General features: G+C 59.9%; 3 protein-coding genes. All 3 read right to left on the bottom strand.

Going from position 1 to position 2,884, the window contains the following annotated elements:
* Nucleotides 1–614 precede the first annotated feature (614 nt).
* The 3 genes from AX685_RS21065 to AX685_RS12265 are packed head-to-tail and all read right to left on the bottom strand — an operon-like array spanning nt 615 to nt 2,723.
* Nucleotides 615–1,622 (bottom strand): oxidoreductase, encoded by a 1,008-nt coding sequence (locus AX685_RS21065; RefSeq protein WP_197418597.1) that lies wholly within the window; start codon nt 1,620–1,622, stop codon nt 615–617.
* The gene (locus AX685_RS21660; protein ID WP_156445785.1) at nt 1,594–1,947 is read right to left on the bottom strand and encodes a hypothetical protein; all 354 of its coding nucleotides are present in this window, start codon (nt 1,945–1,947) and stop codon (nt 1,594–1,596) included. Before AX685_RS21660 ends, AX685_RS21065 begins: the two co-directional genes overlap by 29 nt.
* Nucleotides 1,947–2,723 (bottom strand): dCTP deaminase domain-containing protein, encoded by a 777-nt coding sequence (locus AX685_RS12265; RefSeq protein WP_066489087.1) that lies wholly within the window; start codon nt 2,721–2,723, stop codon nt 1,947–1,949. Before AX685_RS12265 ends, AX685_RS21660 begins: the two co-directional genes overlap by 1 nt.
* Between the last annotated feature and the right edge of the window lie 161 nt (nt 2,724–2,884).

The following is a 2,884-nucleotide window of genomic DNA, read 5'->3' as shown; positions in this document are numbered from 1 at the left end:
ATGCGACACGTCCACCACCGTCACCGGCAACGCCACCCGCGCCACCGCCCGGCAATCCGCCGCCAACCGCATGTCGGCCCGCTGTTCGTGATCGTCGATCTTCGCCTGTGCCATGCCGCCCACGATAGCGGACGGGGGTAAAAAAGACGTGAGCGGCGTGCCGGGAACATACTTGTTTCGCAACAACGTCGGAATTGCCCATCCGCCGCGATCTTAGGGGGCTGTTAAGCCCGTCTGATTGCGGCTGCTGCTGTCAGCGCCGCGCCGCCACGGATAGGAGATCGAGGCCACATCCACGTCTCGCCCGGACGCCGGCGCGGAGCTCTCATGCGGGCGTACGATACCATCGTGTGCACAGCCTGATGCACAATCAGGTGTCCCGTGAAGCGCGGCCGGACGCCGGAATGGCGGATTTATGTGGGTTCAGCACGAATGTGGAGCGGGTGAAGGGAACACGCCATCGCCGTAAGTGGCTCGTGGCATTAGCTTGACGGCCCGATGGGCACACGGTCTCCGGTACGGGCGACCACTTCGCGCCAAGCCGCGCGATGCGCGGCATCTCGGGAAGCTGCCTTGCCGTCCGGGCGACGTACGGAAGCCGCGCTCCTCCACACTCATTGTTGCCTTTCCGGTTCGGTCTCGCTCCACCGGGGACACACCACGTGTTCACCCCCACGCGAGTAGTAATGACATTTGCCGTGGTTGTGGCAGCCGTTCTCCGGCTCAGCAAGGAACCGGGGATTGGCGATGAGGTCGCGACAGAGCCCAACATGCGCATTGTGCGGCAGGTCTGAAGCTCGTTGCGCAACCCGGCCCGAGACTATGAAGCGCCGCGACGGATGGCGTAGGGCGACTTCAACGCTCTCCCTGAAGCGCGCGTTCGTGATCTCCGGCCGCGCGGGATAGATGAGCCTTTTGTCGATATTGTAGAATCCGGAGGACAGGTCGACGAAGTCGAACGGGAGGGCGGCAATACTATCGTGCAGCCCTGTAGCGCCGGAACCGTCGAATTGGGCATCGCCGGTGCGCATCGATATCCGGATCGAGCTTTCTACGCCGTTGGTGCGGAGCCACTCCGCCAACCTTCCTAACCTGTCTTCGACAAGGGGCGCGGCGGGGTTAATCCGCTTGTCTACTAGAAGGCTAAGCAGGTAGCCGTGAGCCGCATGGATTTGCACATGACCGAAGCCATGCTCGATTGCGATGGCCGCCGCGGCCGAAAAGCCGTCAAGGACGTGGTCGATGACATGACGTCCAAGTGACCCGACGAGTTCTCTCGCTTGCCCTATCACCTCGGCGGAATTAGCCGATAGAAACTTCCGGGCTCCTTCGTAGCCCTCCCATGCCGTTGCGAGTTGGATTCCCGGTAGCGAGCCCCGCTCGCGGATCGCGTCGGCTACGGCACCCCACACCGGGTTGAATCCAATCGACGGCGTTGACCGGTTGCTCCCGTGACCTTCGGGGATGACTACGTTGCCGACGATGGCGCAGTGAAGGTCGGCGGAGCTTCGTTGACGGTAAAAGTCAACGTATCGCGCGTCAGGCTCCCCGTCTGTCACGAACCCTGTGTTTACCCCCAGCAGAAATACGAGCTTATCGCTCGAGTTCGCGGTATCGGTCATCATTTAGGTTCATTTTAGACAATACGTCCTGCTCGAAGTCGCCGCCGAGGATCGTTGAAAGCCGGAAAAGATAAATAGCGGCGTCGGCTAACTCCTCGCGCAGGTTCGGTGAAGCCTCCTCAAGACTCGGCCCATTGTACTTCGGATTGTGCAGGCCGAGACCTACTTTCTTGAGCTCATTCGCGAACTCTCCAACCTCCCCCATTAAACCTACCAGGTCGCGAACGAGCTGATCGTGCCGATCGACATCGGAGCCAAAGCGAACTCGGAATCCCCGCCGCTCGTCAGCATTGATCTGTCGGGCGACAATAGCAGAAAGGTCCATCATCTGTTCCTTCTGAGCAGGTTGACCGTAAGCGAGCCTATGCTGATTATCGAGGCGGCCACTAAGCTGGCAATGACGCCGATAATGCTGTCGACTAACTTCTTTTCCGCCAGGAAGATCGCAAGCGAGTTGATAATGATGGCGACCACCAGCCCGATGTTCGTCCAAAGCTGCGTTGTTTCGATGCGGCGTATAACGGTTCGCGTTGCTTGAGGAAGGAGGGCGAGGCTCTCCTGCTTTTCGGACATCACGCGCCGGTCATCGGCGACCTCGCCGTGCGTCTTCTGGAGGTGCGTCTTGATAGGCCAGATGCCAAGCTGAAACCCATGCTGTCCTTCGTAAAGCCTCGTGGCGGGACTCGAAAGCATCGTAAAATCTGCCTTTGCGATAGGCTCGCCCTGGGGCAACTCGACATACTTGTCGCTGATGTTTTGGGTCACGATGCCTAGGTTCCCTTTGAAGCCCGGATCCGCGTACGTGGCGACGGGACTTAGACCGACGCTAAATAGGGACCCCTTGCTGACAACGCGGACTAGGATTTGGGCAGGGGCGTCAAGCTCCTCAAGGGTGATCAGGACGACCCGGTGTCCCGGCTTGATCAACGCGTTTTCGCCTGGCTTCAGCTGGAAGCGGGCACCATTCTCGGTGAGATCATAATAGACGCTTCCCAACCGAAGTTCGTAGCAGGCGCCATCCAGCATATTCAGATCCGCATTCCGGATCAGCCTTCCGGCGTCAATCTCGGTTTTGATCTCCCGATCGCTGAGTGTCGTCACGTTGCGCCCCCCCCTTGTTGGTTGGTACAATGCATGGTCTGAATGGTCATTGAAACCCTGCCCCCGCTTCGGCGGCTCGTGCCGCCTGCCCGATCCGCGCACTCCATGACGTGATGTCGTGGACGACCTCCGCACCAGCGTAGCTGTGCGATGATGTGGTC

This window comes from Sphingomonas sp. CCH9-F2 (assembly GCF_001556735.1).
Lineage (GTDB): Bacteria > Pseudomonadota > Alphaproteobacteria > Sphingomonadales > Sphingomonadaceae > Sphingomonas > Sphingomonas ginsenosidimutans.
The sequence above is the reverse complement of the archived record's forward strand: the minus strand, read 5'-3'. Positions and strand labels throughout refer to the sequence as shown.